Origin of the sequence: Pectobacterium versatile (assembly GCF_003932035.1) — a bacterium.
GTDB lineage: Bacteria > Pseudomonadota > Gammaproteobacteria > Enterobacterales > Enterobacteriaceae > Pectobacterium > Pectobacterium versatile.
Genome location: NZ_CP034276.1, coordinates 4742785 through 4768249 on the forward strand (window position 1 = coordinate 4742785; position 25465 = coordinate 4768249).

Consider the following 25465-nt stretch of genomic DNA (forward strand, 5'->3'; position numbering starts at 1 on the left):
GTCGTGGCAGAGGCTAACGCGATGAAGCAATGGTACAGGGAAAGTATGACATCACCGTGTAATCGGCGAGCGGCCAAGGGTGTTTCAGCGTGCTTTTATGAGGATGTCAGCCAAAAGCCTGAAGACAGGTAAGGGAACATTCATGAGCATCATTTTTGGTGCTCATATTCTACGCTTTACTACTCCCTTACGCTGTCTTTTTCGTGCCCTTCTTACTCCGCCTCTCTCCTGTTCTCTGTCGGGAAAAGTGCTACGCAGATGACGATTGGCGTAGCGCGATCGGCAACCCGTTTTGAAAACGCTGAAGCCTGTCGCAAAGAAAGACGATCCGCAGCAGGCTCTCCACTTCCGGCTGGGGTTGCGCTAAATAGCGCGATAATGCATTTTCGACGAGCGTTAAGCCCAGCTCATTGGCCGTTTTCATGCTGTGTTGTAACTGATCTCTTTGCGTTGAGGTTAAATACCGACGTCCGGTGCAGGCCTGCGCGTCCAGCACATCAAGAATCGGGTGACAAACCCGCTGTGCCAGCGTGGGCAAGGGGCGCTGCACCGTTTTACGCTGCTTTCTCTCCGCAAATAGCGTTTGAATATGGCTAATAAAACTGGGCACGGTTTTCTTGGTCTTGATGGTCTGAAAATCTAAACAAAACGCGGTCACCACGCTGCCATCACTCACCAGGAGAGAATAGGGATGGAGATCAATGTCATTCCCACGACGACGGGGCTGAACCAGCACCGCTACAATAGCCCACTTTTGCTGAGTGGCCTGTTTGAGCCTGTCTATGCGCTGATGCTGCGTTTTTTCCCAGTTTAAGCTCAGATACAGCGCATTATCCGCATCATCAAAAATCGGCCAGACCACACGCTGTTCCACCTCATTCCAGACGACAGGTTCATAGCGGTTTACATGCAGCAGCAGAGGCTGTGGGTAATCCTGATTCTCTTGCTCAAAATAGTGAAACAGCTGCGACCAGTCGGCAATGCCGCACGTCGATTTACACTGCGCATAGGCGACGGCAGGCCACGGCGAGCCCTCAAGATTCGCGTAACTGTCACCGCCTGCGGCCAATTTCCCATCGTCAGAAAAACGCGGATGGTGCAGCGTAAAGGGAGCGCGCATGATGTGTTCGCCCAGCTGTTTCCACATGGCCTGCCCCTGCCATACGCCCTGCTGGCTAAACGTCACATCATGGTAATCGGCCCGCGCTTGCGTACAGTGCACTAATTGCTGGTTTTCACTATCCCAAAATGAAAATGTGGCACCGCGCGCACCGCCTTCGGTGGCCCACCACTGCGCGCCCAATGGTACAAGCGATAAGGCTTCAGGCTGTTGTTGATACTGCCGCCGTACCTGCCCACGCAGGTGCAGCAAGCGCTCAGGCGTCGCCTGCTCAAGCTGGTATAGATACGCCGACAGACGGGCAATGAACAGCAGCACATCACGCTCTTCCAGACTGTAATGCCTGTCCGCCAATAGACCGACCTGTCCGCTCACATTGCGCAGGTAGCCCGCCAGCCGGGGGAGTCCTTCCGCACGCGCGGACATATTCAGCAAGTGAAGCTGTCGCGCACTGCTTTTACTGATGTGCGAAAGCCCCTGATTCATGATGTCCTGAATAAACGCATTAAGCGTAGCCATCAGCGCACGCTCATCGGCATGGAGCGCCCGCACCTGTGTTTCCTGAACCAGACAATCCTCGGGCCACGGCCAGACGCGCTGATTGGCGGCAAAGAGGCAGGCAATGGCGGCAAGATGCAAGGCAGGCTGCTTCTCCCGCAAGAAATCCGACAACATGCCAGCAAATCCCGCCCCAGCCAGATAGATAACGGGACTTTCCAGCGTCGGCAGGTGAATTTTAAGCTGGCTCGACAGGGATTCTGTCCTCACTGGCTCTTCTGCCCACATCTGTACAAATCGCGCGGCATGCCGCGTTTGCCCTTTGCCGACCTGCTTCATTAGCGCATCAGGATCAAGCTGTAAGATCTCGGCGAGCACGTCTATTGGTTTTGCCGTGGCTTCCTCAGATGGGGCTTTGGTCTGTTCCGCACCACGTTCAGCATGGTCTTGTAACCACAGCACCGCCGCCAAAATGTGCTTACAGCAGCCTGAGGCTGAACAATCGCACCGCGCGGTTTGTATTCCCTGCGCATTCAGCACCACCTGCTGACCATCGCTGACAAAATGCCCTTCTTGCTCAGCGTCCGTTACCAACGTCACTTTGTCGCCAGCCAGATCTTTTTTTGCCCGGCGCAGCAAACCGACATTCGCAAAAACGCTCAGCGCATCGTCATCATAATTCAGATAAAGGGATTGCCAGCTCATCGCATCACCTCCGCCAGCCACTGCGCAAAGTGCTCCGGCGTCAGCGCCGCAACATGCATGCCGCGGTCGGCCAATTTTTGCCCGATTGCGGTGTCGTATACTGGCTGTGCGGCATCATCAAGCGCCGCAAGCCCTAACAGCGTGATCTGCTGGCTGTGCATGCGCTGCACGCAGCTGAGCAGGCGATTCAGCGCCCCGCCTTCTTCAAAATCGCTGATTAACGTCACGATGGTGCGTTTCGGGTTTTGTACTTGCTGTTCGCAGTACTGCATGGCCTTCGCAATATTCGTTCCGCCCCCCAGTTGCACCGTCATCAACACGTCAACCGGATCGTGGGCAAGATGCGATAAATCAACCACCTGTGTATCAAATACAATCAGTGAAACCCGTACCGCAGGCAATGCCGCCAGAATGCTGGCGCAGACCGCCGCGTACATCACTGAACTGGACATCGAAGCACTTTGGTCGACGCACAAAATGACATCCCACGGCATATGCCGCTGCATGCGTGAATTAAAATGCGGTGTTTCAATGACCAGCCGATTCTTCTCACGATCAAAATGCTTAAGATTGGCTGCAATCGTGGCACGCCAGTCGAAATTTTGACTGCTGGGAATCGGTGAACGTCGGAATCGATTCCGGCGACCGGTGAGCGCATTCGTAAACGTCGGCCTCAGCGTGCGTAATATCTCATCGACCACCTTGCGAATAATGTCGCGTACCGCTTCTCGCGTTTCTTCATTCATCCGTCCCCGTAAACTCAATAACGCCTTAGCGAGCGCGGGCGTGGGCTCCATCGCTTGCAGAGCCTGCGGGTCGTTGAATAAATGCGAGATTTCATAGCGTGAAATCGCTTGCGATTGCATTCGTTCAAACGTGCTGCTGGGGAACAATTTACGCGCCTGATTGAGCCAGTTAACCGCCGTTAGCTGAGACTGATCCAAAGAGCCGTGCCGTCCTCCTTCCTGCTTAAGCCCACGACGCTGATATTCACGGCGATAGAGATAATCCAGAGTACGCTCGACTTTCAGGTCATGTGCGTCAAAGGCCGCTTTACCTAATGCCTCGTCGGCATAGTGGCCCAGAATCAATCGCCAGCGTTTGCCGTTTTTTTCTTTATCATCAGACTGCGGATCTTGCGCACTCATCGGGCTGCACCCTTCTCTTTTTCATACCATGACAGTAAATCGTTTTCCGCCAGCTGCTGTTTCAGCTTTTGGTTTAACTGCATCGTCTGTAGCAGTTCCTGTTCCGTGAAATCCGTTTGCCAAAGATGCATTTCCGGCTCAGAGAAACCACATTGTTCAGCGATATAGTTCGCTAACGTTGCATTCTGCTTCGGAGTGAGTTGGCTGAAGGCAAAGCGCAAGTCGGGCAACACATGCAGAAAACGATCATCATCCCACTGCGACATCAGCGCATTTAACTTATCGACCAAACGCGGGGTTTTGATAATGAGCTCAGGGGCGGCACGCATTAACCCCACAAAATAGCGAACCGCCTGCTCAGGGTCGCTGCCCTGACTAAAGACGTTCGATAGATGGTCATCAAGCGTTTGCTCATCAATTTCATCACCGAGATAGCGCAGCGCATCAACCGCGCCTTTTAACAAAGGCACGTCCTTTAACGCTGGGGCGATCTGCTGCAATTGGTGGTAAAAATCGCGGCTGGCAGTACTGGAGGGATCGAGCGTAGGCATAAATTCAATCAGCTCACGCAAGGCAAGCAATGCAGTAAAATGTTCTTCCTGCTGTGACTCATCGCCCGCGGTGATGGTCGGTAAGCAAAACAACGTCTGTGGAACCAGCTTAAACAGCAGCTGAGTTAACTCAGGCTGATTGCGTAAGCCAAGAAAGTCACGCCCGCGCCAGAGATGAATCAGGCTATGCCCGCATTCCACGAGCGAACTTAACCGAAAATCGTTATGTATATCATCATGCAATAAACGGAATAGCCCGGCTACACGCGACGGTAATCCCAACAGCGCCGCCTGAATCAGCACACGCACCGCATTCTTGCTCGACCGATTCTGCCCCTGTTCCTCTAACTGCTTTTCCAAATAGAGTAATTTATCGATGGCAATCGCTTCGAGCTGGCTTCCCTTCTCCGAGAGCGTAATCAATCGCCCTTCGATCGACGGTGTCCACGCATAGTGCCACTCTTCAAATAGCAGATCGAGATTGTGACCACCCAAAAAATCAGGGCCATTACTGCGCGTTGCAAAACCCACTTCAAGGAAGCTCAACAGATGAAGAAAGCGGCTGCGGGCACGATGCTGCGGGTTGCGATAGATATCCAAACGGCTCAGTTTGACGAGCGTGTCATCAAGCTTAAAGCGATGATATTTCGCTAATCGATAGGTTTCATCAACCAGCGGAGGTGTCGCACTGCCTGCTGGGATTTGCCCTAACGCATGGCCGGAGAACGCCTTTTTGATCTCAAGCCACAGATCGCTTTGCGCATCATCAATACTGCCTTTGATAAAACTACTTTGTAGCCCATCCAGCAGATCATAACGACCTGGGCCTTCATGCCCGCGCAATGCCGCTAAGCGAACACTCTGCTCTACCGCATTTTTTACCGTGATATAGCTGGGGGGATCGTCAAAAGATTTAGCACGGAGCAGGCTGGCAACCTCAGACAAAAAACGCATCCCCATGTTATTGCGGTGTTCCTGCGTCGTGAGCGTTCGCCCCGTTTTATCGCCCCGCTGCGCCATGAGCATTTGCCAGCTTCGCTGATAGTACGCAGGCGCAGGCATGCCGGAGGCATACCCATTGAGCGCATCTAATCGGTCAAAGCTGTAGCGGATTAACCACGCACTGTCTTTTTCCGCCTGCTTCAGCTGTTTTTGGTACTGCTTCTTCGCAGCATCCGTGAAGGCATTGAACGATTTAGCGTCGTGAGACAGCCCTTCGAGCAGCGCCAGTGAATGAAACCCCCCAGTCACGACCAGAATTTTCCCCGTTGGATGTTCAGCACGAACCTGCATGATAGCGGCGAGCATATGCGCCTCACGCTGTGCAGATCCCTCCGCTTCCAAAACCTGAGGCTCATAGTCCAGTCGAGCCAACGCACACCAGACCAGCGTATCGCGGAAAAGCTGTTGCCAGTCGGTCAGTGCCTCAATCGAACGTAATTCAAATAAGTGCTCCCACAAGTCATCGTGATCGCGGCAATAGCATTTTTTTGCGAGTGCCGAAATGAACTGGCTGTGGGCGAGATAACGCTCCGCTTGCAGGCTCTGACTGGCGTCATTCTGACGTTCCTCAATCGCGATTTGCTCAACCCACGGCAAATCAATAAAGCGCAGTGTTGCGTTGTGACTGCGCCCCGCGTGCAGCGCAACCCATTCAGGCGAGTAGTCACAAAAAGGGAAAAAAGCACTGCGCGTGGTCGCTTGCGGCGTTTCGCCCTCTTGCGACTCGCGGGCTTGAAAGTCAGCCTGCCCCATCACCGCGATAGGGGGCTTCGCGTCAGGATGAAGCAAATCGGGCAACAGGTGATTAAAACTGACCGGTGCCTCAATCAGAATGTGATCGGGCTGGATATCATCAATCAATGACAGCAGGCCGTAGGCACAAGCTGGGCTATGGTGGCGAACCGGCGCAAAATAGATCTGCTGCGACTGCAAAAAATCCCATGTTGCCAGCGCCTGTTCCATCCGTGCGGGCAATACGATGTTCGAAAGACTCACCAGCGCGTTTCCTCCTGAAAAAGTGTCCGTGAAATCATCAACAACAATTGGCCACGGCCTTACTTCCAAAACTGTCGTGAGGCATCATAAAACGCTTTCCAGTCATCGCTGCTTTTGGCCCTTTCTCGCGCCACGTTATCAACGTAGTAGCGCATACGTTTTGCATCGTCAGGATTATCTTTTAATACCACACCGATAATCTGGCGGGCGATGGCGCCTGCATTCAACGTGCTATCGCCCAGATAATGCGCCTCAAGCGCGGAGGCATAGGCAATGTTGACCGCTTCCGCACTCGACATCACCGCATCTGGCGTTTTGATGCTGCCCCCGTCACGCGTATTGCCCGAGCGCAGTTCCTGAAATGTGGTCACCAGCAGTTCAATGACGCTCGGTGGCACGGTGACAAGCGCAGCCAGATCGCCCAATTCACGCGTAAGCTGCGTTTGAATAAGCTCAATTTCGAATTCAGGGTCTTGAATCGGCCTCACGGTTTCAAAGTTAAAGCGCCGTTTTAATGCGGCTGACATTTCATGTACGCCGCGATCGCGCAGGTTCGCCGTACCAATCAGGTTAAAACCGGGCTTGGCACTGATCCGCCCTTGCTCACCCATTTCAGGAATCATCAGCTGTTTTTCAGACATCAAAGAGACCAGGACATCTTGTATTTCCGGCGGGCAGCGGGTGATTTCCTCAAAACGGACAATCCTGCCCTGCACCATCCCCTGATAGAGCGGTGAACCGATAAGCGCGCGCTCGGTGGGGCCTTCAGCAAGCAGCAGCGCATAGTTCCATGAGTACTTGATATGGTCTTCCGTTGTTCCCGCCGTACCTTGAATGGTCAGGCCAGAATCTCCCGAGATCGCCGCAGCAAACAGCTCAGACAGCATGGATTTTGCGGTTCCGGGCTCGCCAACCAGCATCAATCCCTGTTTCCCCAGCAGCGTCACAATCGCCCGATCGACCAGCGCATTATCGCCAAAAAATTTCGCGGAAATATCTAAGGCCTCATCACCCAGAATAAACTGGCGTACCGCACGGGGTGAACGCAGCCAACCCTGCGGCTTCGGGTTCTTTTCGTCTGCTGTGGTCAGGCGTGCTAATTCATCCGCAAAGCGAATTTCAGCATGTTGACGCAGCACATCGTTGGCTGTCGGTGAGTGTTTTTCCATGTTCGTGTCTCTGTTCGCCACAAAATAATGAACGAAGCCAGCACAAGGTGTACTGGCTCCATAAGCGGATTACCAAGGCGTTTTGCTTTCCCAGTCGGCATCGTATCCCGAGCAGGCTTCTGCAACTTTCAGGTAATCGGCATAGCTTTCTGCCAGTAAAATGGGCGGGACATCCTGTAATGCCAGATTGTTACGATCCCAATAATTTTGCTGATTTTTCTCAAAGCTCAAATCAAACAAGACCGCTGGAATATTTTCTTCTGGCACGTAGCTACCGCTAAACCCAATATTGACGTACACATTCAAACTACTGAAATGCTTATAATAATGATTAAACGACCCGCCATCTTCCGCTGGCGCACGCTGGTATCCCATCTTGGTTAAGACGCCGCGCAACGTGAACGTATCGGTCAACCACCCTTTTTTATCCTCAATTTCAACCAGTTTACGATCGAGTTCAGGCAGCATGTTCACCATCTGCGAGAACAAGAACGTCACTTTATAATCCTTAAAGTGCGCGAGCCAGGCTTCACGCGTCTCGTTATCGACAATGGCGGCATGCGCAAGCTGAATCATCGTGCCGTCCGATAATTCCACCTCGTCGTCTTCAAGATTAAGTAAGCAACCGTCATCCGTCGGCCGGAAGGTATTGAGCACCTGCTCATCTTTCACTTCTTGCCACACCAGACGCTCGATTAACGGACGCATCACAGGGTGACCCATGATGTAAGTCTGCCAGTCCTCACTCGACCATTGGCGCTGAGCACACATCGATTCATACAAGCGTGCAGTTTGCAGGTCGATCACCTGTTTCAGCTCTTGTTTGCTTGATGAGAATAGCTTTTTCGCTTCTTTTATCTGCTCTTCGTTATCCGTTTTACGCGCCGCAGGCAGGGCTTTAATCTCTTTGCCTTCTGGGTTCAGGAGCACCAGCTTCTGTTTGCTGTCCATGCGTGCGGTAAAGGTCCGCTCGCCGTATTCCAGCACCAGCGTGCCCGTTTCATCCAACCCCGCCGTAGGGATCGTGCGGTCGGCCAGCTCATCAGCGCTCCAGCCATTGCGGTCGGCAATCTCTTTGACTAGCTCACGCGCCTTTTCCTGAATCGCCGCGGTACGGTAGCGGCGAGAAAGTGAGAGTAACAATTGGATAATGAGCGGGTCGTCGCTAATCGCCATCGCGCTGATCATCGCTTCAATCTGTGAACGACGCTGATAATGGTCACGTGTGTAATTGCGTAATGCGGAGACGGCAACATGGCCCTCGATACGACCAATCAACGCCAACATACCTTTATCCGCGATGGCAGAACCTAAATAGCGCCGCAAGACTTCATTCTTTATTTCCTCAGCCGCCTGTTCCAGCGTGTAATGCTCATATTTTTGGTAATACTCAGGGTAACGCTCAAGATAGTACTGATACGTTTTTAAACGTGCGGGCGCATCCTTATGCGCTTCCAACATCGCGTCTTCCAGCGACGGGTTTTTTACATCCTGCGTGATAAACGCATGTAGAATAAAGTGGCCCAACTTATGCTGGCTCTCTTTGGCTAATAACCCGACATAGCGTTGCAATAACGTGTTACCTGCGGGCATTTTTAATTTCACCGCCAGAATGATCCACCATTTGATAATGTCGGCATCGACGGCCTTGCCGTTTTCCCATTTCAATGGCGGTATCGCGTTATAGTCAAACCAGCTCATGCTCGCAGGCGGGCTTGCTTTCAATCCCTTCAACGCTTCGTCATGCAATACCTTTTCGGACAAATACGGCGAAATATCCTCACCAAACTGCTCTAACGCCGCCAGCAATGCGGCACGGACGGTTTCTCTCTTCTCTTTTTTTAACAACGCATAAAGCGGCGCGATGCTGTCTTTATGTTTTATCCGCGCAAGCCATTCAATCGTGGTAATACGGATTTCTTGTTTCGCGGAATGTAGGCTTTCCTGCGCATTCACATGCACGTTCGGCAATTTTTCAAGCAACTTCTGCGCACTCACGCGGAACGTTTTATTCTCGCCTAACGCCAGTTCCATAATGCGTGGAATAAACTGCGCGGGGATAGCAGGGAATTTACCGAGCAACTCAAAGGCATGGCTTAATTCAAATTTTCTATATTGGCTATCGCTCTTATTAGGCAATAGGCCTAACGCCTCTGCAATATAATCGGGATAGAGAGAGAAAAATGGCCAGAGTTGCTCCGATTTAGAAAAGATCTTCAGCCCATTATGATAAGTCTCTAAACAGAGCGCAGCGACTACTCGTGAGGGGTCACGGCAGGCTAATTTTTGTAAAACATTTTCAAGCTGACGTAATTCTAATGTCGCAATAATATGAAATGGAATTTCACTTTCCATTTGATATTCATTTAAACTGAGGTTGTTTTTTTTATTATTTGAAATAATCCTCATAGCATGATAAAGCGTAAAATCAGGAAGATTTCTGATGCGCTTTTTATATTGAATAATACTCATATCTTCTTTAGACAGACGAACATCGTCAGTATTCAATACGTCGATCAAGGTACGGCAGTGTTCGACGGTGATTTTTTGGAATTCTTTATAATATTTTTGTGCCCATGTATATTTATTCAGGCTCGATGCATTCTCAGCTATCTCTTTTTCAGCACTGACTCGTGCTTTTTCCAGCATCTCGATAAAATTTTCGACAAGAATATCTCTTGCGCTTTCAGGCAGCGGCGTATCAACAAGCACCGTTAGCTCGGGTAATTCAGGAAATTCAATATCTTGTGCCGTATCGACAACGTCAAAACGCGTCATCGCACTCTCAATATTTTTTATGACGGCTTTACTTTTTTCTAGCTGTAAGGCGCGTTCTAAAATATCTTTATTTTCGCCTTGACGGGCAAAGAGATCGGCAGCCTGAGAGCGCTGTTTTGGCGTTCCGTTAAATAGGATATCGCTTAAATGGGCTTTAACATCGTCAGCAGGAAGAATGTTTAGCAGCGGCTCAGCTTCAACACGTACCGTCTTTTTTTGATCTATTGCCAACTTAACAATCACATCTGAGAACAAAACGCGCAGTGTTTCCCGCTCGGACAAATACTTCAGAAACTGAACCACCCCGGATGCAGAAAGCTTTTCAACCAATGTTGTACGAACAAACTGCGCATGATGCTCAATGTATATCTGTAAATCAGGGAGTTCAAAGAAAAGCGCTAACTCCGAGCTATAGTATTCACCTATTTCCTTCCGATCAAAAATAGCAAATAAAATATTCTCGCCTTTCTCATCATGCTGTTCACTAGCCACCAGGTCAGCGAGAAGTTGAACACTCCAGTCAGCACGGTGCTTTAATTTCAGCTTTTCATTAGATGTGCTTTTCAACGTAGTGGCCAGCGCATCACAGAGCAAATAAACCATCCAATTTGGTACTTCGTCAGTTATTATTTTTATATTTTTATTCTGACATGCCGCAGCTAATACTTTCGCAAAGCGTACCGTTTGTTCGTTTGTTAATCCTTGGCCTACCATGGAATAGAGTTTATAACGCGCATTACTTGCCTTCCTGATTATTTTACTATATTCACTGGAATTAAAACTGTTATTTTGAACATAGTACCAGTCAACCGAGCCCGGCTTGTCCAGAAGGACGACTGTTTTATCAGAATCTAACTGATTTAAGGCATAGAGAACCTCAGGTTCGGTGCCCATCATGACATAATGAAATATTTTCTTCGGCAACGTTTTATCAAGTTCTGCAAGCGGCAAGAGAGATTCTTGCAGCAACGTTTCCGTCGGCGTTACTTTCTTATCACCAAAAATCGGTAACAGATCGAATAATTTTTTTATCATGTCAGCACCTGGTTATGTATAGATAAACAGTAATTTTTTAACATGATTTGTGATTATTCTCAATTTCAAAATTCATCTTTTTTTACAAATTTTAATTTCGCTTATTGTGACTTATATAGTGAATAAATCCAATTTATTTGAATCTTATCCAAAATTTTAGGTGAAAATAGAATTGGTTGAAAATATCGCAATATTAATGAAAACATCAAGAATTATGTGGTTACTTTCAGATAAAAAAAACCCGCCGAAGCGGGATATTGTCAAGCCTGTTTCAGGTGTTCGCTAAGCGTTTCAACAATAAACGTATTCACTGAAATGTGACGTTCAGCGGCCGCAATGGTCAGTCGTTCCCCGAATGATTCAGGGTAACGGAGGGTGAATGTTTTCACCTTCTCTTCACGCTCGTAAGGTTCAATGCCATTTTCCTGACAGTCTTCCAGATATTCGCGTAGCGAAATTTCACCCTCGCTTCTCAAGCCATTAATACTGTCGGCGACAAAATCACAGTAGCCAGATAAGCCAATAAACTTACCACGAAACATACCAATTTCCGGTACGTAACTGATAATGGCAGGTTGTCCAGAAACAACCATCGTATTTGGTGTGTTGAGTGCTTTCGTCATGGTTTTACTCCTATACTTTCCAGCCATTCACGCAGGCTAACCAGGGCACCTTTATCAGTATCCGGTGACGGATGAGGACGATGGAACCGGGCGATACTCCCGTTCAATAAAAATCGCACTCGTGACCCGCTACCTTCCTTAATTTCACCGCCTAACGCAGTAACGAGTGACTCAATACTCGACCATTTAACACCTGAAAGTACTGGTGTTTTGAAAATGTGGCTCAGTGTTTCCCGCTGCTTCTTTCGTAGGCTGGCTATTTTTCCCTGCATGACCGATTCCATGATGTCATTTACTGAAGTCAGTATAGACCCCGCCAATATGAAGTCAAATGATGAAGTCAAAACACGCCATATGCCTGAAAAATCCCAAAAAAAAGCCCTCCATCATGGAGGGCAAAAAGACAGGGATGGTGTCTATGGCAAGGAAAAACAGGGTGTGTACCTACTACACATTACTACTCGGACTGCACTACATTTCCTACAGACTACACTAGCGCTACTACTCGGGATTCTTTGTCTCGGCATGGCTTGTCGTGCCTGGTGCTGGAGCGGCCATCTGGTTAAACATGGATATCTGCTGCTGCATCTCTTTCATGCGTTGCTTATGCTTCAGCTCTAGTATCTCTTTCTGCGCTGGCGTCAGCAGGTTATACATTTGGTTGCGCACTCGGGTCATCTGAATCTGACGCTCAAGCTGCACACTCATCATTCGGGTTATCTGCGCTCGCACCGCCGCTTCATCAAACGTTTCTGCCGTCACCAGCTTATGCATGGCTTTAACATCTTCGGCATTAAACGCCGGTTTGTCCTGACGACTCTGGTGCATCAAATCACGCATTTGCTGACGCTGTTGCTCAGTCAGCCTCACGCCATCGAACATACCTTGCTGGCCGGGTGCGCCTTTTGTGGCGGAATCATCGATATGCCAGCCGCTCGCCGGGGCGTCTCCACTTTCTGCTGCAAAGGCGGTAAAAGTGCCTAACATAAGCAGTGAAGCAAGAGATAAGGTTGCGAACTGTTGCATCAATAACTCTCCAGTGCGGTACGTCATTTTGTGAATCAATGAACAGGAGTCTACGCATCTTGCTGCAAACATGCGTCAGAGGATGTAAAACTACGTAAAGTCATGGAATAGCGCTAATCTATGTCGTATTTTGCCCTTGGAGGTAGAGAAAACATGAATAAAATTCTGCTGGTTGATGACGATAGAGAGCTGACCGCTTTACTGAAAGAATTGCTCGAAATGGAAGGTTTTAACGTCGTTGTCGCCTACGACGGCGAGCAGGCGTTACAGATATTAGATAACACCATTGACCTGTTATTACTGGATGTGATGATGCCGAAGAAAAACGGTATCGATACATTAAAAGAACTACGACAACAGCATCAAACACCGGTCATTATGCTGACCGCCCGCGGCAGTGAATTAGACCGCGTTCTTGGCTTGGAACTGGGTGCCGATGATTATCTGCCGAAGCCCTTTAATGACCGAGAACTGGTGGCGCGAATTCGCGCGATTCTTCGCCGTTCCAACTGGACCGATCAACAGCAGGCAGGCGATAACAGCGCCCCGACGCTGGAAGTCGATGGCCTGCGTCTGAACCCCGGACGGCAGGAAGCCAGCTTTGACGATATCGTGCTGGATCTGACGGGCACAGAATTCACGCTGCTCTATCTGCTGGCACAGCGGCTGGGGCAGGTAGTTTCCCGCGAGCATTTAAGTCAGGAAGTGCTGGGGAAACGGCTGACACCGTTTGACCGCGCGATCGATATGCATATCTCGAACCTGCGACGTAAGTTGCCAGAGCGCAAGGACGGTCTGCCTTGGTTTAAAACGCTGCGTGGACGAGGCTATTTGATGGTATCGGCTGCATGATCAATAGTTTGACCGCTCGTATTTTTGCCATTTTTTGGTTAACGCTGGCGTTGGTACTCATGCTGGTTCTGATGGTGCCCAAGCTGGACTCGCGCCAGCTTACCGCCTTGCTGGAAAACGAGCAGCGGCAGGGCATCATGCTGGAACAACACATTGAAGCGGACCTCGCCAACACGCCAGCCAACGATCTGCGCTGGTGGCTACGGCTGTTCTGGGTATTGGAGAAGTGGGCTCCGCCGGGACAGCGCCTTTTTCTGGTTACCAGTGAAGGTCGGATCTTCGGCGTAGAGAAGCATGAAACCCCGATTGTGCGTAATTTTATCGGGCTGTCGGATAACGCCGATCATCCGCAAAAGAAAAATTACGGCCGCATTGAGCTTCTTGGCCCCTTTGCGATCCGCGATGGTGATGACAACTACCAACTTTATCTGATTCGTCCTGCCAGCAGTCCGCAGTCCGATTTCATTAGTCTGCTGTTTGACCGTCCTTTGCTGCTGCTAATCTTCACCATGCTGATCAGCTCACCGCTACTGCTCTGGCTTGCCTGGAGTCTGGCGAAACCCGCACGTAAGCTCAAACATGCTGCCGACGAAGTCGCCAAAGGCAATTTACGCCAGCGCCCTGAGCTGGAATCTGGTCCGCAGGAGTTTCAGGCGACGGGCGTCAGCTTTAACCAGATGGTCAGCGCATTGGAGCGGATGGTCACCGCACAGCAACGTCTGCTGTCGGACATTTCCCATGAGTTGCGCACGCCGCTGACACGTTTGCAACTGGCGACGGCGCTGCTGCGTCGACGTCAGGGTGAGGGCAATGAACTGAACCGCATCGCAACAGAAACCCAGCGGCTCGACAGCATGATTAACGATCTGCTGGTGCTCTCACGCAATCAGCACAAGAACGAGCTAACCCGCGAGTTCCTGCGTGCCGATGAACTGTGGGGCAATGTGCTGGACGATGCCGCCTTTGAAGCCGAGCAGATGGGGAAAACGCTGGAAGTGCCCTATCCTCCGGGGCCGTGGACGCTCTTTGGCAACCCTGCCTCTCTCGACAGTGCGCTGGAAAATATCGTGCGCAATGCGCTGCGTTATTCTCACAACCACATCGAAGTGGCCTTCTCGGTGGATAATCAGGGCATCACCATCAAAGTGGATGACGATGGCCCCGGCGTGAGCCCGGAAGATCGCGAACAGATTTTCCGCCCCTTCTACCGTACGGATGAAGCGCGTGACCGCGAATCCGGCGGCAGTGGTTTAGGGCTCGCCATTGTGGAAACCGCCATTACACAGCACAAAGGCTGGGTAAAAGCGGAAGACAGTCCACTGGGCGGATTACGACTGATCATCTGGCTGCCGTTGCATCAACGGTAAATCAGGCAGGCTATTTTCCCACCACCGACGTTTCCCTCTATAACACGCTCTCAGGTGCCCGACATGGGCACCTGTCACTTTCTGTTTATCTTCTCAAGGTTATACTGGATTGAGTTTTTTAGGCGATTGCGTAGAGTGATCGCCACTCATGCCGAAAACAGGCAAGACCCGTGTTGAATGAAGGATACAAACCATGAAAGGAGTAACGCTGCTGGCTGGCGTACTGACCGCGTTAATGAGCAGTCAGGCATTCAGTTCCAGCGATGGAGTGTGCGGCTTTTCCGACTCGGAATGTGGCGTGTCCGCCCTGCCCTATTTGCAGCCGGGCAACGACACGCGTGCTAACCTGATGTTGCTGCAAAGCCGTCTCCACAACATGTCGCTTCCGTTACCCCATCCTTTACCCGATCAAACGCGTTCACGTATCGACCCTTTCACAGCCTACCGGGTCATGGGGATTGCAGCCACGGAAGAGGTTCCTTCGTCAGGTTCAGCGGAGGATATCACGGCAGATGCGCCTTACCTTTCAACACTGAATAAAGCGAAGCAGCTTAACCTTCCTTTAGCCGTTCAGGGCACTATTTCCACGTTTTCGCCTGACGATAACGAAGGACGCCATATTTCCAATGCGCTCTCCACGCTGGAAGCGTTTTTCGACGTCCTGCTGGCTGACACACAGCTCACCAATGAGCAACGCACGCTGCTGGCACATCAGCGGGTGAATCTCCTCAACCCACTGTATACCAAAGAGGCGCTGAACGAGGGTCTTGCAAGCCTGCCGGGCGAAGGACATGCCAGTGCGCTCACTCAGTATCTGTTCGCGGTTCTCGCGTTTTATCAGGGACACTTTGATGAGGCGGAAAGCGGCTTTGAGGCGTTAACCTCTTCACCACAGCCGTGGGTGGCGGAAACGTCGCGCTATATGTTGATTCGCGTAGCGATCAATAAAGCGATGGAAAACGCGCTCGATGAATACAACATGTTTGATGCCAGTAAAGCCGATAAAGCGGCTGCACAGCTGGCCATTCAGCATATCGGCGACTATCTGAAACAGTATCCAGACGGGCAATACATCGAGTCCGCTAACGGGCTCTACCGCCGCGCTTACTGGATTATGGACGATGTGAACGCCCTGGCGACAACGTACCAACACGAACTGGACAACACCGCCGACGTCGAAGCACTCCTTGAATTGAGCGACGAGATCGACAACAAGCTGCTGGAAAATCGGCAGTTCACCAGCGCGCCGGGCAGCCCGCCGTTGACGATGGTGCAAGATCTCAAGCGCTTGCGTTCAGATGACGGCTGGCTGGCATTACCCGCCTTATCCACTGACGAGCTGGCCGCGCAGAAGCCGCTGTTTGCGCAAGACAACATGCAGGACGCGTTCAGCTACCTTCAGGCAGCGCAGCTATTTTATGGTCAAAAAGATTACGCTGCCGTGGTTAACAGCGTTCCCGCCACACAGGCGAACGATCTGACTGATACCGTGCGTTTCAGCCTGCAAGTCTTACGCGGTCGGGCGCTGGTGCGTCTGGAGCGCTGGGATGAGGCGGAAGCACACTGGCGTCAGCTGTTAACGCGCAATATGGGGTACACGCAAAATCAGTTCCTGCAACTGGCGCTGGCGGAAACGCTGGTCAAGGCAGGTCATCCAGAGCGGATCTTTGCCGCCGACAGCCCAGTGAAAAATCTGCGTTTCCGTTCCGCCGTGCTGAAAATTAGTGCCAACGCCGATCTGTTGCGTCAGCAAACGGGCTCGCAGCAAACCCATGAAGAACGGGCTATCGCACTGCATACGTTGTTAACCAAGTCGCTGACCCACGGTGATTACGCCAGCTATCTCAAAGATGTTCAGTTGAGGAAAGACATTGCGCCGCTAGTCAGCAGTGAAAATCAAAGCTGGAATCAGGAAGATTTAACAGCATTTGACTGGGACGGCAGCGATACCGAAGAAGACTACCAATGCCCAGCGCTGGGTAGCGTGGTCGAGACGCTAAATCAACGCCCTAATGACGCTCGTTCGATTAACTGCCTCGGTGAGTTTTTCCTGCGCACCAATAACAGCGTGGGCTTCGACTGGGGAGAAGGCAGCATGTTGAGTGGACTCACCAACGCGCCAACGCAGTTCATCGGCACTGAATATAACCGTTTGGATGGGTATATGCGGGTGATTGCCGATCCGAAAGCGCCGCCGGAAGACAAAACCTATGCCCTGTATCGCGCGGTTAACTGCTATGCGCCAAGCGGCTATAACGACTGTGGTCCGCAGGACATCAGCAAGGCAACCCGCAAAGCCTGGTTTACCCAACTGAAAACCAAGTACAAAGGCAGCGTGTGGGCAGACAAGCTCGATTATTACTGGTAACGCCGTTAATCGTGCTGGCAGGCCTGCTCTCATTCTTTACGCAGGCCGCTTCCGTTAACGCAGTCCCTTCAGCCATCAACACGGCGTCCCCCATCGTCGACGCGATGCGCTATCAGGATTTCTGGCTATGGGCGGCGGTGCGGCCCCAGCCGATTCTGCATCAGGCACAGACGCTGTACCTGCATCAGGGCGAAGTGGCGCGCCGTCAGGGCAAGGTCGTGTTCCTGCGTCAGGGGATCCCGCCCAGCCAGCTGCGCGTTAACCGCGTCTGGCTGGCTTTCCGCATGACCACGCTGGAGCTTTCCGATCGCCATCTGAACCGGATATTAAAGTTACGGGAAAAATGGCAGCGCCAGGGTAATCACGTCGCTGGAATTCAGATCGATTTTGACGCGAAAAGCTACCAGTTAGCAGGCTATGTCGCGTTTCTGACGCAATTACGCGAGCGTTTACCCGAAGATTGTCAGCTCAGTATTACGGGGCTGCTCGACTGGTCGAAAACCGGTGATGTTGCGGCGTTGAACCGCTTACAGGGCAAGCTGGATGAAGTGGTGGTGCAGACCTATCAGGGACGCAGCACCATTACCAACTACGCCGAGTACCTGCCCGCGCTGATGAAGCTGACCCTGCCTTTCCGAGTCGGGCTGGTACAACACGGCAAGTGGGAACCGCAGTGGCAGCAGCGCCTTGCCACTTCACCGTATTATCGCGGGGAAGTGGTGTTTCTGGTGAATCCGCCCATGAAAAAATCCGCCAACGGCAGACTGTAGCAAGCTATGGCTACAGGCACCCACCGAAGCCATTTTGCCGCCAGGCTTCATAGCTGATAATCGCCACGGCATTCGACAGATTCAGGCTACGGTTATTAGACTGCATGGGAATGCGGATACGGAAATCCGACTCAAAGCCGTTGCGAATCTCGTCTGGCAGACCGGACGTTTCCGATCCAAACAGCAATACATCATCTGGCTGGTAGCTCGGTTGGTCATACGGGCGGCTGCCTTTGGTGGTACAGGCGAAGATACGTTTGCCGGGAATCGCAGCCAGAAAATCCTGATAGTTTTTATGACGGCTGACGTTCGCCAGATCGTGATAATCCAGTCCCGCACGGCGCAGCTTTTTCTCTTCAAAATCAAAACCCAGCGGTTCAATCAAATGAAGCGTACAGCCGTTGTTGGCCGCCAGTCGGATAATATTGCCAGTGTTCGGTGCAATTTGAGGCTCATAGAGCGCGATATGGAACATGAGATAGCGTCAACCACGAAGAAAAATTCCGCCGCAGTATAACGCATTCCCACAGGGCAGCCCAAAACCTGTGCACGCAGGATTGCGGATTACTCTGTACTTATGCCAGTCGCTTAAGAACCGAGATACACGGAGCGACCACGGGGCGAGGTATCCCTACGGGAACCTCATCCCCGTATTTCTCCTAAAAATGAGCTTAAGTAATCGGCATCAGCTTACTCTGCACGACGTTTTCATCCGCAGCGATTACACTTAAGTGAATACATCAGGATAATGCGCTGATGAAAACACGATGCGGGCATACGGCCTGTGTGGAGGTTTAATGAAACACCCTAAGACACTATTGGCCTGTGCTGCCCTGCTCGGCCTGCCGCTTCTGGTAAGTGCCAATACGCCGCAAGCGCCCACACCTCAGCAGCAGTTTGAGAGCGGCATAAGCAGCCAGAAACAGTTGCAGCAAAATATGCAGCAGAACCAGAAATTGCAGCAACAGCAGTTGAATAATCAGCTTCAGCAGCGCAACCAGCAGTTGCAACAACAACGCCAGCAGCAGCTACAGCAAGATTTACAGCGGTCACAGAGAACCACGCCGCCACCGCCAATTAAGCAGAATCCCTGATGCGATGATGGCCTTATAGCCGCACACCCATCAGCGTTAAAATCAACGGCGTGGTTAACGCCGCCATCGCCGTTGATAACAGCAGGCTTGATGCCACCGGGCCGCCCAGCACATCGAACTGACGCGACATCAGATAGACGTTGACGCCCACCGCCATCGACCCCAGCAACACAACCGCTCGCGTTTCCATTTCCGGCAGGCCGAGCGCGATAGCAATTCCCCAGATCACTAGCGGCTGTACCAGCAGTTTGATCGTACAAATCGCTGTGCTGATCTGCCAACCGTCACGCACGCGGTATTCCGCCAGCCCCATTCCCAGCGCTACCAGCGACAGCGGTGCAGCAATCTGCCCCAGCATGGCCAGCGGTTGGTCAACATACGACGGCAGCGGCAGGCCCGTCAGGCTAAATAAGGTACCGGACAGAATGCCGATAATCAGCGGGTTCTTCAGCACGCCCAGTGCAGTTTTGGTAAAGCCCTGTAGCGACAACGCCCCGTTACGCGCCCATTCCACCGACACCGTCACCAGCGTCCACAAAATAAGCCCGTTAAACACCACCACGAGCGCAACCGACGGGATCGCCTCTTCGCCCAGCATCAGCGTGGCAATCGGCAGCCCCAGCATCACGTTGTTAGAGAAGATGCCGCTCAACGCAAACAGCGAGCCGGAAACACCATCAAGGTGAAAGATTTTGCGCGCCACGATCCGGCCCAGAACAAACACCAACAGGCAGCCGCCAAAAAAGGCGATCAGCAGCCGGGCATCCACCACCGGACGTTTGGAAAAATCCGACATCAAGCGGAATAGCATGGCGGGCATGGCGACGGAGAAGACAAAGCGCGTCATGCCATCGGTCACGGTGGTCGGCCATTTACCGTAGCGAATCAGGCTATAGCCGAGCGCGATAAGAACAAAGAGGGGTAATGACAGAAAAATCTGGTGCCAAAGCGAAACAATAAATGCGGGCATGAAGCCACTTCCTTATTACCGGCACCAAGTCAGAAAGAAGGTCCCCGCATTATATTTTCTTGCAGCAATATCAACATCGCCGCAGCTTGAAGTATGACGGGTATAGAGGCAGACCTCAGCCGGTCACGAAGTTTGCCCCGATTAAATCTATCCGGTCAGTACAGATACAGTCAACGCCCCAATCCAGCAAAGTTTGCGCGCGATCGGGTTGGTTGACGGTATAAACCAGAATGCGCAAACCGGCGGCTTTCAGATCCGCGACGCGTTCTGCCGTCAGCAGTTTGTGATTCAGGTGAATGGACACGCATCCCAAACGCTGCGTTAACGCCAGCCAGTCCTCTTCCCACTCATCCAACAACAGCCCGCGCGGCAGTTCCGGTGCGGCCTGTTGCGCCGCTTCAAGCGCATCGATAGAGAATGATGACAGTAGCGGCGCGGCCGGATGGTCGGCCCACAGCTGACGCGCCGCCAGCGCAATCACCCGCCCGGTTTCTGCTTCATATCCGGTGGTGGGTTTAATCTCGATATTGGCCGCCATGCCGTACTGCACGCAGCGTTTTGCCACTTCCGATAGCAGCGGCAGGCGTTCACCAACAAATTTATGGCCGTACCAGCCGCCGACATCCAGCCCGACCAGCTTGTCCCACGGCAGTTCCCCAGCAATACCCCAGCCGTTGCTGGTGCGCTCAAGCGTGTCGTCGTGTAGGAGGAAAATCTGGCCGTCCTGCGACAGCTTAGCGTCAAATTCGATCATCTTGTGACCGAGGCTCGCGCCGACATCAATCGCCGCCAGCGTATTTTCCGGTGCCAGTGAACCGCCGCCGCGATGGGCGACAATGCTCGGGTAAGGCCAGAGTGTTTCCATTATTCCATCCGTAATCCGCTTTGCGAATCAAACAGGTGCCATGATGGCGTCGGTAAGTGTAGCCAAAGCGTCGAGCCGATGGCGGGGCAGTGCTCATAAGAGAGCCGCGCGATCACATTCTGCCCGCCCCACTTGCCGTGCGCTAAGTTATCCGCGCCCAGCAGTTCGAGTGTTGAAATCTGCAACGGGATACCGCCGGTTTCGCGCGTCGCCAGCTGAATATGCTCTGGCCGAACCCCCAGCGTCAATGCTTTACCGCGCCATTGCGGCTTCGGTTCAGGCAGTGCCAGCGCGATGTCACCATCGATTTCAAAACGGCAGCCGTCATCGCTAATGCGACCCGACCACAGGTTCATGGCCGGTGAGCCAATAAAGCTGGCCACAAACAGCGATGCCGGGCGGCGATAAATATCAGCCGGCGCGCCGATTTGCTCGGCGATACCTTTGTTCATCACGATGACGCGCTGTGCCAGCGTCATGGCTTCGACCTGATCGTGCGTGACGTACAGGCTGGTGGTTTTCAGGCGCTGGTGCAACTGCTGTAATTCGAGCCGCATCTGTACGCGCAGTTTGGCGTCCAGATTCGACAACGGTTCGTCAAACAGGAACACCGCCGGTTCACGCACAATCGCCCGTCCCATTGCCACGCGCTGACGCTGACCGCCCGATAATTCACGCGGTTTGCGTTGCAACAGCGGCATCAGTTCCAGAATACGCGCTGCGTCTTCCACGCGCTCACGAATCTGCGCCTTACCGAAGCCACGGATTTTCAGGCCGTAAGCCATATTGTCGAACACGTTCATATGGGGATAAAGCGCATAGTTCTGGAACACCATCGCAATACCGCGATCTTTCGGTTCCAGATTGGTGACCCGCTGGTTATCGATATAGATATCGCCGCTGGTGGTGCGTTCGAGGCCTGCCACCATGCGCAGCAGCGTCGATTTACCACAGCCCGATGGCCCGACCATCACGACGAACTCGCCGTCAGCGACGTCCAGATCGATAGGTTGGATAATCTGTGTTTTGCCATCGTAAGACTTGGTGACGGCCTGAAGTTTTAAACATGCCATAAGCGTTTCCGAAATTCGTCTCGATAAATCGCTGCTAAACCTGACGAGCGGTGCGGTGATAATGGGTAGATCGTAAAGACGCTGTGAATACATCCCTGTACGCTCGGATTGCGCCATCCATGGCGCAAACGCTTTACTCTTCTATCCCATTATCACCGTTCTCATTCTATGAAGAGGTTTACCAACGGTATGACCTATTTATTTTTCGCTGTCGACCAGACCGCGAACGAACCAGCGCTGCATCAGCAGTACCACCAGCAGCGGCGGCAGCATGGTCAGCAGCATCGCGGCCATCACCTGATTCCACTGGGTCGCGCCATCACCGGAGGCAATCATGCTTTTGATTCCGGCGACTGCGGTGCCCAGATCGGCATCGCTGACAATCAGCAGCGGCCACAGGTACTGGTTCCAGCCGTAGATGAACGTGATCACAAACAGCGCCGCCAGATTGGTCTTCGACAGCGGTAACACCATGTCGAAGAAGAAACGCATCGGGCTGGCACCGTCGATACGCGCCGCTTCCATCAGCTCATCCGGCAGCGTCATAAAGAACTGGCGGAACAGGAAGGTCGCGGTCGCCGAGGCCATCAGCGGCAGCGTTAAACCGGTGTAGCTGTCCATCATGTCCAGCCGCGCGATCACTTCCACCGTCGGGAAAATACGCACTTCCACCGGCAACATCAGCGTCAGGAAAATCATCCAGAAGAACAGGTTGCGCAACGGAAAACGGAAATAGACGATGGCGTAGGCAGACAGGATCGATACGGTAATTTTGCCCACCGTAATCGCCAGCGCCATCACGAAGCTGTTAAGCAGCATCAGCCCGAACGGCGTAGTGTTATTGCCCGCGCCGTGCAGCCAGATATAACGCAGGTTTTCCCACAGGTGAGAACCGGGGATGAGCGTCATCGGAGCCTGAAAGACTTCCTGATTATCCAGCGTGGCAGCGACAAACCCCACGTACAGCGGAAACAAGACGGCGAGAATGCCGACGATCAGCATGACGTGGCTGAAAATATCTAACCCGCGACGATTCTCAATCATTGGCATTGACCTTGTAGATTTATCTTCATTGGTAATTCACCTTCCGCTCAACAAAACGGAACTGAATCACGGTCAGCCCGATAACCAGTATCATCAGTACTACCGACTGCGCTGCTGAACTGGACAGATCCAGCCCTGCGAAGCCCTCACGATAAATTTTGTAGATCAGCGTGGTCGTCGACTGCACTGGCCCACCAGCCGTCGCGGCATCGATAATCGGGAAGGTATCGAAAAAGGCATACACCAGATTGACGACCAGCAGGAAGAAACTCACCGGCGAGATCATCGGCAGTACCAGATTGAAGAAACGCCGCACCGGCCCTGCGCCATCAATCGCCCCTGCTTCCACCAACGAGCGGGGAATGGATTGCAGCGCCGCGAGGAAGAACAGGAAGTTATAGCTAATCTGCTTCCAGACCGACGCCAGTACGACTAAAAACATCGCCTGACCGCTGTGCTGCGCGTGGTTCCACGTATAGCCCAGCAGCCCGAGAAAATGGGTAATCAGCCCCAGTCCAGGGTTAAACAGAAACATCCACAGCACGGCCGCGACGGCAGGTGCTACGGCATACGGCAGGATGATCAACGTCTGATACAGGCGGCTAGCACGGATCACGTAGTCCACCAGCGCGGCCAGAAAGAGTGAAATCAGCATGCCAAACCCTGCCACCAGAAAGCTGAATATCAGCGTGGTGTAAAACGAATCGAGGTAGTAAGGGTTATTGAACAGCTGTCTGAAGTTTTCCATGCCGACAAATTCGCTGGATAGTCCAAACGGATCCAGATTCTGCACCGAATACCACAGCGCCTGACCAGCAGGCCAGATAAAGAAAATCACGGTAATCAGCAGTTGGGGCAACACCAGCACATAGGGCAACCAGCTGCTACGAAAAACGGGGCGGGATGATGTCATGCGGTAACTCATTGCAAACAGAAAAGAAGCAGGCCGATTCCCTTCGGCCCGATATTACTCGACAAAAATGTATTACTTCGTCGACTGCTCGAAGCGACGCAGCAGCGCGTTACCGCGTTCTACCGCGCTATCCAACGCCTGCTGTGGCGTCTTCTTACCTGTCCATACGCTTTCTAATTCTTCATCCACAACGGTACGAATTTGCGGCATGTTGCCCAAACGCAGACCTTTGGTGAACGGCAATGGTGGCTTGTTCAACATCTGACGCGTAGCGATATCCGCACCAGGGTTTTTCTCATAGAAGCCCTGCTTCTGCGTCAGTTCGTACGCCGCAGTAGTGATTGGCAGGTAACCAGTTTTCTGGTGCCATTCAGCCGCATTTTCTGGCTCGGCGAGGAACTTCATAAACTCAGCGACACCTTTGTAGGTCGCGGCATCTTTACCGCCCATCACCCACAGGCTGGCTCCACCGATAATGGCGTTCTGCGGCGCGCCTTTCGCATCGGCGTCATACGGCATCATGCCAACACCGTAGTTGAACTTGGCGTGTTCGCGAATATTCGCCAGCGAACCGGAAGAGGCCGTTGTGATCGCGCAATCGCCGTTATAGAACTTCTCGGTCGGCTCATCCTTGCGCCCGAAATAGGTGAAGTCACCCTTCTTGTTCATGTCCTGCAACAGCTGGATGTGTTTGACCTGCGTTGGCTTGTTGAATTCCAGCACGGCATCGGTGCCGTCAAAGCCGTTGTTCTTGCTCGCAACTGGCAGACCATGCCAGGCGCTGAAGTTTTCAATCTGAATCCAACCCTGCCAGCCGCTGGCGTAGCCGCACTTCATCCCAGCAGCACGCAGTTTGGCGGTGTACTCAGCCATCTGCTGCCAGGTTTTCGGCGGCTGCTCTGGATCTAAACCGGCTTTCTTGAAGGCATCTTTGTTGTAGTACAGCACCGGCGTGGAGCTGTTAAACGGCTGCGACAGCAGGTGACCGCTCTTCGCATCGGTGTAATAACCGGAGACGGTCGGTACAAACACCGACTCATCAAAATTAATGCCTGACTCTTTGAAGACTTCATAGACTGGCTTGATGGCTTTACTTGCCATCATAGTCGCCGTACCGACTTCATAGACCTGCAAAATGGCGGGCGCATTCCCGGCACGGTAAGCCGCAATCCCGGCAGCCAGATTCTGTTCGTAGTTGCCTTTGTAGACCGGCACAATTTTTACATCGCTGTGCGCTTTGTTAAAACGGTCAGCCAGAGAATTCACTTCTTTCCCTAATTCGCCTTCCATAGAGTGCCAGAAAGGAATTTCTGTCGCGGCCTGCGCACTGGCGCTCATCAGCGCTAATGCCACACACGCCGCGGCGGTGCGAATAGCATGTGTTTTACGAATTGTGTTGTTGAACATGCCTGTCTCCTGCAATCAATTAAATGCGCCATCATTACGGCGTTTTTTATGCGAAGGTAAACATGACATGAGCACATGACAGAAAAATAAC

The 25465-nt window shown here is 52.2% G+C and carries 20 protein-coding genes; 5 read left to right on the plus strand and 15 right to left on the minus strand.

What is annotated here, in order from left to right:
* Positions 1–250: 250 nt before the first annotated feature.
* The 8 genes from EIP93_RS21495 to cpxP form a co-directional block, all read right to left on the minus strand.
* On the minus strand, positions 251–2323 hold the full coding sequence (locus EIP93_RS21495) for an SWIM zinc finger family protein (protein WP_125233246.1): 2073 nt from the start codon (positions 2321–2323) through the stop codon (positions 251–253).
* Complete coding sequence (locus tag EIP93_RS21500; protein WP_125233247.1) at positions 2320–3471, minus strand: VWA domain-containing protein; 1152 nt, start codon at positions 3469–3471, stop codon at positions 2320–2322. The genes EIP93_RS21495 and EIP93_RS21500 overlap by 4 nt, the downstream gene beginning before the upstream one ends.
* Positions 3468–6020, minus strand: a complete 2553-nt coding sequence (locus EIP93_RS21505) for a DUF5682 family protein (protein WP_125233248.1) — start codon at positions 6018–6020, stop codon at positions 3468–3470. The genes EIP93_RS21500 and EIP93_RS21505 overlap by 4 nt, the downstream gene beginning before the upstream one ends.
* A gap of 59 nt (positions 6021–6079) precedes the next feature.
* Entirely contained in the window at positions 6080–7189 is a 1110-nt protein-coding gene (locus EIP93_RS21510; RefSeq protein ID WP_125233249.1) for an AAA family ATPase, read from the minus strand.
* A 69-nt stretch (positions 7190–7258) separates the two neighbouring features.
* Positions 7259–11002, minus strand: coding sequence for a DUF4132 domain-containing protein (locus tag EIP93_RS21515; protein ID WP_125233250.1), 3744 nt, complete (start codon positions 11000–11002; stop codon positions 7259–7261).
* 260 nt (positions 11003–11262) lie between these two features.
* Positions 11263–11625, minus strand: a complete 363-nt coding sequence (locus EIP93_RS21520) for a type II toxin-antitoxin system HicB family antitoxin (protein WP_010308714.1) — start codon at positions 11623–11625, stop codon at positions 11263–11265.
* Positions 11622–11897, minus strand: a complete 276-nt coding sequence (locus EIP93_RS21525) for a type II toxin-antitoxin system HicA family toxin (protein WP_103862315.1) — start codon at positions 11895–11897, stop codon at positions 11622–11624. Before EIP93_RS21525 ends, EIP93_RS21520 begins: the two co-directional genes overlap by 4 nt.
* Before the next feature lie 229 nt (positions 11898–12126).
* Positions 12127–12651 carry a cell-envelope stress modulator CpxP gene (gene cpxP / locus EIP93_RS21530; RefSeq protein WP_103943770.1) on the minus strand — a complete coding sequence of 175 codons (525 nt, stop codon included), beginning with the start codon at positions 12649–12651 and terminating at the stop codon, positions 12127–12129.
* A 153-nt stretch (positions 12652–12804) separates the two neighbouring features.
* Between cpxP and cpxR the strand changes: the two genes are divergently transcribed.
* From cpxR to EIP93_RS21550, 4 genes are all read left to right on the plus strand, one after another.
* Positions 12805–13503, plus strand: coding sequence for an envelope stress response regulator transcription factor CpxR (gene cpxR, locus EIP93_RS21535; RefSeq protein ID WP_010308725.1), 699 nt, complete (start codon positions 12805–12807; stop codon positions 13501–13503).
* The gene (cpxA, locus tag EIP93_RS21540) at positions 13500–14870 is read left to right on the plus strand and encodes an envelope stress sensor histidine kinase CpxA (protein WP_103862317.1); all 1371 of its coding nucleotides are present in this window, start codon (positions 13500–13502) and stop codon (positions 14868–14870) included. The genes cpxR and cpxA overlap by 4 nt, the downstream gene beginning before the upstream one ends.
* A 193-nt stretch (positions 14871–15063) precedes the next feature.
* On the plus strand, positions 15064–17238 hold the full coding sequence (locus tag EIP93_RS21545) for a PA5441 family protein (protein WP_105879854.1): 2175 nt from the start codon (positions 15064–15066) through the stop codon (positions 17236–17238).
* The gene (locus EIP93_RS21550; protein ID WP_125233251.1) at positions 17208–18008 is read left to right on the plus strand and encodes a DUF3142 domain-containing protein; all 801 of its coding nucleotides are present in this window, start codon (positions 17208–17210) and stop codon (positions 18006–18008) included. Before EIP93_RS21545 ends, EIP93_RS21550 begins: the two co-directional genes overlap by 31 nt.
* Positions 18009–18018: 10 nt before the next feature.
* Here EIP93_RS21550 and EIP93_RS21555 read toward each other — a convergent pair whose 3' ends face one another.
* Positions 18019–18483 carry a tRNA (cytidine(34)-2'-O)-methyltransferase gene (locus EIP93_RS21555; RefSeq protein ID WP_102118143.1) on the minus strand — a complete coding sequence of 155 codons (465 nt, stop codon included), beginning with the start codon at positions 18481–18483 and terminating at the stop codon, positions 18019–18021.
* A 322-nt stretch (positions 18484–18805) separates the two neighbouring features.
* On the opposite strand from EIP93_RS21555, the gene EIP93_RS21560 reads away from it, so the two are divergent.
* Positions 18806–19102 (plus strand): hypothetical protein, encoded by a 297-nt coding sequence (locus tag EIP93_RS21560; RefSeq protein WP_102118142.1) that lies wholly within the window; start codon positions 18806–18808, stop codon positions 19100–19102.
* A 13-nt stretch (positions 19103–19115) separates the two neighbouring features.
* On the opposite strand, the gene EIP93_RS21565 is transcribed toward EIP93_RS21560, so the two are convergent.
* The 6 genes from EIP93_RS21565 to ugpB all read right to left on the minus strand — a co-directional run bounded on the left by EIP93_RS21565 (position 19116) and on the right by ugpB (position 25374).
* On the minus strand, positions 19116–20072 hold the full coding sequence (locus EIP93_RS21565) for an AEC family transporter (RefSeq protein WP_102118141.1): 957 nt from the start codon (positions 20070–20072) through the stop codon (positions 19116–19118).
* A gap of 115 nt (positions 20073–20187) precedes the next feature.
* Positions 20188–20937, minus strand: coding sequence for a glycerophosphodiester phosphodiesterase (gene ugpQ, locus EIP93_RS21570; RefSeq protein WP_107333601.1), 750 nt, complete (start codon positions 20935–20937; stop codon positions 20188–20190).
* Entirely contained in the window at positions 20937–22010 is a 1074-nt protein-coding gene (locus tag EIP93_RS21575) for a sn-glycerol-3-phosphate import ATP-binding protein UgpC (RefSeq protein ID WP_125233252.1), read from the minus strand. Before EIP93_RS21575 ends, ugpQ begins: the two co-directional genes overlap by 1 nt.
* Before the next feature lie 198 nt (positions 22011–22208).
* Complete coding sequence (ugpE, locus tag EIP93_RS21580; RefSeq protein ID WP_039542012.1) at positions 22209–23054, minus strand: sn-glycerol-3-phosphate ABC transporter permease UgpE; 846 nt, start codon at positions 23052–23054, stop codon at positions 22209–22211.
* A 25-nt stretch (positions 23055–23079) separates the two neighbouring features.
* Complete coding sequence (gene ugpA, locus EIP93_RS21585; protein WP_010303217.1) at positions 23080–23967, minus strand: sn-glycerol-3-phosphate ABC transporter permease UgpA; 888 nt, start codon at positions 23965–23967, stop codon at positions 23080–23082.
* A gap of 72 nt (positions 23968–24039) precedes the next feature.
* Positions 24040–25374 carry a sn-glycerol-3-phosphate ABC transporter substrate-binding protein UgpB gene (gene ugpB, locus EIP93_RS21590; protein WP_010303220.1) on the minus strand — a complete coding sequence of 445 codons (1335 nt, stop codon included), beginning with the start codon at positions 25372–25374 and terminating at the stop codon, positions 24040–24042.
* Positions 25375–25465: the final 91 nt, after the last annotated feature.

Coding starts and splice junctions, on each gene's coding strand:
- EIP93_RS21495 (WP_125233246.1), bottom strand. CDS start 2,323: ATGAGCTGGCAATCCCTTTATCTGAATTATGATGACGATGCGCTGAGC.
- EIP93_RS21500 (WP_125233247.1), bottom strand. CDS start 3,471: ATGAGTGCGCAAGATCCGCAGTCTGATGATAAAGAAAAAAACGGCAAA.
- EIP93_RS21510 (WP_125233249.1), bottom strand. CDS start 7,189: ATGGAAAAACACTCACCGACAGCCAACGATGTGCTGCGTCAACATGCT.
- EIP93_RS21515 (WP_125233250.1), bottom strand. CDS start 11,002: ATGATAAAAAAATTATTCGATCTGTTACCGATTTTTGGTGATAAGAAA.
- EIP93_RS21520 (WP_010308714.1), bottom strand. CDS start 11,625: ATGACGAAAGCACTCAACACACCAAATACGATGGTTGTTTCTGGACAA.
- EIP93_RS21525 (WP_103862315.1), bottom strand. CDS start 11,897: ATGCAGGGAAAAATAGCCAGCCTACGAAAGAAGCAGCGGGAAACACTG.
- cpxP (WP_103943770.1), bottom strand. CDS start 12,651: ATGCAACAGTTCGCAACCTTATCTCTTGCTTCACTGCTTATGTTAGGC.
- cpxR (WP_010308725.1), top strand. CDS start 12,805: ATGAATAAAATTCTGCTGGTTGATGACGATAGAGAGCTGACCGCTTTA.
- cpxA (WP_103862317.1), top strand. CDS start 13,500: ATGATCAATAGTTTGACCGCTCGTATTTTTGCCATTTTTTGGTTAACG.
- EIP93_RS21545 (WP_105879854.1), top strand. CDS start 15,064: ATGAAAGGAGTAACGCTGCTGGCTGGCGTACTGACCGCGTTAATGAGC.
- EIP93_RS21555 (WP_102118143.1), bottom strand. CDS start 18,483: ATGTTCCATATCGCGCTCTATGAGCCTCAAATTGCACCGAACACTGGC.
- EIP93_RS21560 (WP_102118142.1), top strand. CDS start 18,806: ATGAAACACCCTAAGACACTATTGGCCTGTGCTGCCCTGCTCGGCCTG.
- EIP93_RS21565 (WP_102118141.1), bottom strand. CDS start 20,072: ATGCCCGCATTTATTGTTTCGCTTTGGCACCAGATTTTTCTGTCATTA.
- ugpQ (WP_107333601.1), bottom strand. CDS start 20,937: ATGGAAACACTCTGGCCTTACCCGAGCATTGTCGCCCATCGCGGCGGC.
- EIP93_RS21575 (WP_125233252.1), bottom strand. CDS start 22,010: ATGGCATGTTTAAAACTTCAGGCCGTCACCAAGTCTTACGATGGCAAA.
- ugpE (WP_039542012.1), bottom strand. CDS start 23,054: ATGATTGAGAATCGTCGCGGGTTAGATATTTTCAGCCACGTCATGCTG.
- ugpA (WP_010303217.1), bottom strand. CDS start 23,967: ATGACATCATCCCGCCCCGTTTTTCGTAGCAGCTGGTTGCCCTATGTG.
- ugpB (WP_010303220.1), bottom strand. CDS start 25,374: ATGTTCAACAACACAATTCGTAAAACACATGCTATTCGCACCGCCGCG.